Origin of the sequence: Streptomyces sp. NPDC048483, assembly GCF_040651455.1 — a bacterium.
In the GTDB taxonomy this organism is placed as follows: Bacteria; Actinomycetota; Actinomycetes; order Streptomycetales; family Streptomycetaceae; genus Streptomyces.
In genome coordinates, this window is record NZ_JBEZJZ010000214.1 from 1 (window position 1) to 4955 (window position 4955).

A 4955-nucleotide genomic window follows, 5' to 3' on the forward strand; every position below is an offset into this window, starting at 1 on the left:
GTCATCGTTGTCGTCAGTCTCCGGATCGTTGTTCCCCGTCGGCCCCTTGGCGGGCCGTGTTGAGGACGGCGGGGAGCTTGTGGCGTACGCCGCAACAACGCCAGATACATCGCATCCGTACCGTGCAGATGCGGCCACAGCTGGACATCCGGCCCGTCACCGAGCGCCGGTACCCCCGGCATCAGCGGCCGGGCGTCGATGAACTCCACGTCGACGGCCGGGCCGCCGCGGCCCTTGATGACGTCGTCCACCACGGCGCGCGTCTCGGCGAGATGGGGTGAGCAGGTGGCATAGCCGACGACGCCGCCGATCCGTACGGCCGCCACGGCCTGGCGGAGCAGGTCGCGCTGGAGCGGGGCGAAGCCGTCCAGGTCCTCGGGACGGCGGCGCCAGCGGGCCTCGGGGCGGCGGCGCAGGGCACCCAGGCCCGTGCACGGTACGTCCACCAGGGCGCGGTCGAAGGCTCCTGGGCGCCAGGCGGGGCGGGTGCCGTCGGCGGCGATGACCTGGTACGGGCCGGGGTTGCCCTCGAGGGCACGCGCCACCAGGCGCGCGCGGTGCGGCTGCTTCTCCGACGCCAGCAGGGCGGCACCGCGCTGTGCGGCCAGCGCGGCCAGCAGTGCCGCCTTGCCGCCGGGGCCCGCGCAGCCGTCGAGCCAGGCCCGGTCGGGGCCCTCGAGCGGCGCATCGGCCAGGGCGATCGCGACGAGCTGGCTGCCCTCGTCCTGGACGCCGGCGCGCCCCTCGCGCACGGCGTCCAGCGCGCCCGGCTCGCCGCCCTCCGCGAGCCGCACCGCATACGGGGACCAGCGGCCCGGCAGCGCACTGTCCTCGCCGACGGCGGCCACCAGCTCCTCGGCGGTGGCCCGGCCCGGCCGCGCCACCAGCGTGACCTCGGGCCGCTCGTTGTCCGCGTCCAACAGGTCCTCGATACCCGCCCGGCCGCCGCCGAGGGCGTCCCACAGGGCGGACACGATCCACCGCGGGTGGGCGTGCACCACGGCGAGGTGGTCCTCGGGATCCTTGTCGTAGTCCGGCGCGACCCGCTCCAGCCAGCCGTCCAGATCGTGCGCCGCGACCTTGCGCAGCACCGCATTGACGAACTTCGCCCGCCCGTCGCCCAGCACCACCCGCGCCAGCTCGACGCTCGCACTGACCGCGGCGTGCGTGGGAATCCGCGTGCCGAGCAGCTGATGCGCGCCGAGCGTCAGCACGTCCAGCACCGGCGGGTCGACCTCCCGCAGCGGCCGGTCCACACACTGCGCGATGATCGCGTCATAGGTGCCCTGCCGGCGCAGCGAGCCGTACACCAGCTCGGTCGCCAGCGCCGCGTCCCGGCTGTCGAAGTCGCCGCCCTCCCGCGCCTTGCGCAGCAGCGGCGGCAGTACGAGATTCGCGTACGCGTCCCGCTCGTCGACGGCCCGCAGCGCCTCGAACGCGAGGACCCGGACCGGGTCCTTCTGCGGGCGGCGATAGGGCTTGCGGGTGCCGTGGCGGCGGGGCGGCTGCTGACTCACAGAAAGGTGCTCCGGATACAAGAGGAGGGGTTCGGCCCCAGCCTACGCCCGCCCTCAGGGGGCGTCGCCCAGCCTCTCCCCGGCCTCGATCCGTACGCCGCGGGCCCAGTCGGCGGCCTTCATCGGCTTCTTGCCCTGCGGCTGGACCCAGAGGAGTTCGACGGCGTGGCTGCCGGTGCCGACGTACACCGCCTTCTTGGTGACGGCGAGTTCGCCGGGTGCGAGGTCCCCGTCCGTACGGCCCTCCGCCAGGGCGGCCGACATCAGCTTGAGGCGCTCGCCGCGGAAGTCCGTCCAGGCGCCGGGCGCGGGCGCACAGGCCCGGACGAGACGGTCGACGCGCAGGGCGGGCGCCGTCCAGTCCACCTTGGCGTCCTCGACCTCGATCTTCGGCGCGAGGGTGATGCCCTCGGCCGGCTGCGGGACGGCCTGCAGGGTGCCGTCCTCGATGCCGTCCATCGTCGCGCTGAGCAGTCCGGCGCCCGCGAACGCCAGCCGGGTGAGCAGATCGCCGCTGGTGTCGGTGGGCCGGATCTGCTCCGTCAGCACGCCGAAGACCGGTCCGGAGTCCAGCCCCTGCTCGATCTGGAAGGTCGCGGCGCCGGTCACCTCGTCACCCGCAAGGACGGCATGCTGTACGGGCGCCGCGCCACGCCACGCGGGCAGCAGCGAGAAATGCAGATTGACCCACCCCTTGGCGGGGATGTCCAGGGCGACCTTGGGCAGCAGCGCGCCGTAGGCGACCACCGGGCAGCAGTCCGGGGCGATCTCCCGCAGCCGCGCCAGGAAGTCCTCGTCGCGCGGCTTGACGGGCTTGAGGACCTCGATGCCCGCCTCCTCCGCCCGTTCCGCGACGGGGCTCGCGACCAGCCTGCGGCCGCGGCCGGCCGGCGCATCGGGCCGGGTCACGACGGCCACGACCTCGTGCCGGTCCGAGGCGATCAGGGCATCGAGGGCGGGCACGGCAACCTCGGGGGTGCCGGCGAAGACGAGCCTCATAGGTGGCGCACTACCTCTCACACGCAGCGGAACGACGCACCAGTCTATGGGTCCTGACCCGGCGTCGCGGGGCGGACTGCGGACAGGGCTCCGCTGCCGGGCCCCCAGGGGGCGCGCGAATCCGTCCGCGCCTCGCACGGAAGCTCGTACGCCCCCATACCGTGACCAGAGCCGCTCCTGTCGCGTTGGTCAAACAGCATTGACCCATGACGGGCCGCTTTGGCGGCCCGATCGCATGTACCCGTCGCTTCATCCGTCCTATTTGACGCCGGTTCGAGAGGCTCGCTCATGGCCGACCACGCAACCCACGACGCCCAGGCACGCGCCAGCCTGCATCTCCTGGTACGGGACATCGAGCGGGTCCGCCGGCAGGTGGACGCGCTGCGCACCCTGACCGCTCAGCTCGGCAATGTCTACCGGCCGCGCCGCACGGGCCCCTCCGCGGGCTTCGTCGTCTACGGGCGCGCGCCCGCCCCGACGGTACGCCTGGCCCAGGAGCTGCGGGACAGCGTCGAGACACTCGTCACGGCGGCGGTCGACTTCGACCGTTCGCTGGGGTTCTCCTGGGACGCGGTGGGCTCGGCGCTCGGCGTCACCAAGCAGGCGGTGCACCGGCGTTACGGTGCCCGCCGGGCCACCGCCCAGCCCGCGGCCGACGGCGGCGAGCGTCCGGCGGAGACCTCGTCGTCCCGCACGGTCGGCGTGGCCGCGGGCCTGCCCGGGACACCCTCCGTGCCCGCCGCCCGCTCCCTGCCCGCGCAGCCGACCGCCGCGAGCCGTGACGAGGCCCGGCCGGGCGCCTTCCCCGGTCCCCGCAACGGCTGACACCGCCCACGGGTTTGGTGCCCATGGGCACATCGACGCTCGCCAACGCCCCGGGACCACCCGTAGACCGCCCTCCCGGGGCGGCGCCGTACGCGGGGCCGCTCACCCCAGATCGGGCGGATCGATCCGTAGCCGTACCGTCTCTCCCTCCCGCTTGACCAGCCGCGCCGCACGCGCCGCCTTGAGCGCCGCCGCAAGCGCCGCGCCCTGCCCCGGCCGCACCCGTACGAGCGCCCGCTCCCACGTCTCCCCCGGCGGCGGATCCCCCGCCCGGCGAGGCCGCCCCGGATCCGGCACCGGCAGCGGCACCGGCCCCAACACCTCGGCACCGGAGGGAAGTTCGGCGGCATCGAGCAGTTCGGCGACATCTTCCGCCCGCCCGGCCACCGACGCCATCCGCGACACCGGAGGAAACCCGAGCTCGGCCCGCTCGGCCAGCTCCCGTACGGCGTGCCCGACCGGATCCCACCGCACCAGCGCCTGCACCGGCCGCAGCGTCGGCTCCGCAATCACCGCCACCGTGCCGCCCTCCGCGTGCCCCCGCACCAGGGCAGCGGCCCCCAGCCAGCGCCGCAGCGCCTCCTCCCCCGCCCGCAGATCCGGCCGCCCCAGCAGCGCCCAGCCGTCAAGGAGGAGGGCGGCGGCATAACCGCCTTCGGCCACGGGCTCCGCGCCCGGCGTGGAGACGACGAGAGCGGGCCGGTCGGGCACCGTATCGAGGATGTGGTCACGCCCGGAGGTACGCACCGGAACGGCCGGGAACGCCCGCCCCAGCTCCTCCGCCGTGCGCCGCGCCCCGACGATCTGGGCCCGCAGCCGGGTGCCCCCGCACTCCGCGCAGTGCCAGTCCGGCGCCTGTCGCCCGCACCAACCGCACTCCATCGCCCGGTCGTTGCCCTCCGCCTCCAGCGGCCCGGCGCAGTGCCGGCAGCGCGCGGGCTCACGGCACCGCGCGCAGGCCAGCCTCGGTACGTACCCCCGGCGCGGCACCTGCACCAGCACCGGCCCCCGGGTCAGCCCCGCGCGCGCCGTCTGCCAGGCGAGCGACGGCAGCCGGGCGGCGCGCGCGGCCTCATCGCGCGCCGCCTCCACATCGTCGACCGTACGGATCAACGGCCCGGCGGCGCGCACCTGTTCGCGCCCGGCCTCCAGCGGCCGCGCCCAGCCGTTCTCCACCAGCTGCGTGGCCTCGACCGTGCGCCCCAGGTCTCCCACCAGACAGGCCGCCTTCTCCTGGACTGCCCGCAGCAGCAGGACGTCACGGGCGTGCGGGTAAGGGGCGTTGGTGTCACTGTGGCTGGAGTTTCCGTCGTCCCAGATGGCGACGAGCCCCAGATCCGCCACCGGTGCGTACATGGCGGCGCGGGTGCCGACCACGGCCCGCACCGCGCCCCGGCGTATCGCCAGCCAGCGGCGGTAGCGCTCCTCGGGTCCGGAGTCCGCCACCAGCACGGTATGCATCCCCCGCCCCACCAGCTCGGTCAACGCCGCGTCCACCCGGGCCGCCGACCGCCCGTCCGGCATCACCACCAGGGCGCCCCGCCCGGCTACCTCAACGCCGACGACGACACCGAATCGGGCCTGCCCGACCTCCTCGGCCGCTCACTGCGCACC

The 4955-nt window shown here is 75.1% G+C and carries 3 protein-coding genes and 1 pseudogene; 1 reads left to right on the forward strand and 3 read right to left on the reverse strand.

Annotated elements, in window-relative coordinates; genetic code table 11:
• Both AB0D04_RS42095 and fmt read right to left on the reverse strand, forming a co-directional pair.
• The coding region (locus AB0D04_RS42095) for a transcription antitermination factor NusB (protein ID WP_362712723.1) at positions 1–1517 on the reverse strand (1517 nt) is incomplete at its 3' end.
• A gap of 54 nt (positions 1518–1571) precedes the next feature.
• Positions 1572–2516, reverse strand: a complete 945-nt coding sequence (gene fmt, locus AB0D04_RS42100; protein ID WP_362712724.1) for a methionyl-tRNA formyltransferase — start codon at positions 2514–2516, stop codon at positions 1572–1574.
• Positions 2517–2804: 288 nt separating this feature from the next.
• On the opposite strand from fmt, the gene AB0D04_RS42105 reads away from it, so the two are divergent.
• Positions 2805–3341: a hypothetical protein gene (locus AB0D04_RS42105; protein WP_362712726.1), complete on the forward strand. Its 537-nt coding sequence runs from the start codon at positions 2805–2807 to the stop codon at positions 3339–3341.
• 102 nt (positions 3342–3443) lie between these two features.
• Here the strand turns inward: AB0D04_RS42105 and AB0D04_RS42110 are convergent.
• Positions 3444–4889 (reverse strand): annotated as a pseudogene (locus AB0D04_RS42110) (primosome assembly protein PriA); the annotation flags it as partial.
• Positions 4890–4955 lie beyond the last annotated feature (66 nt).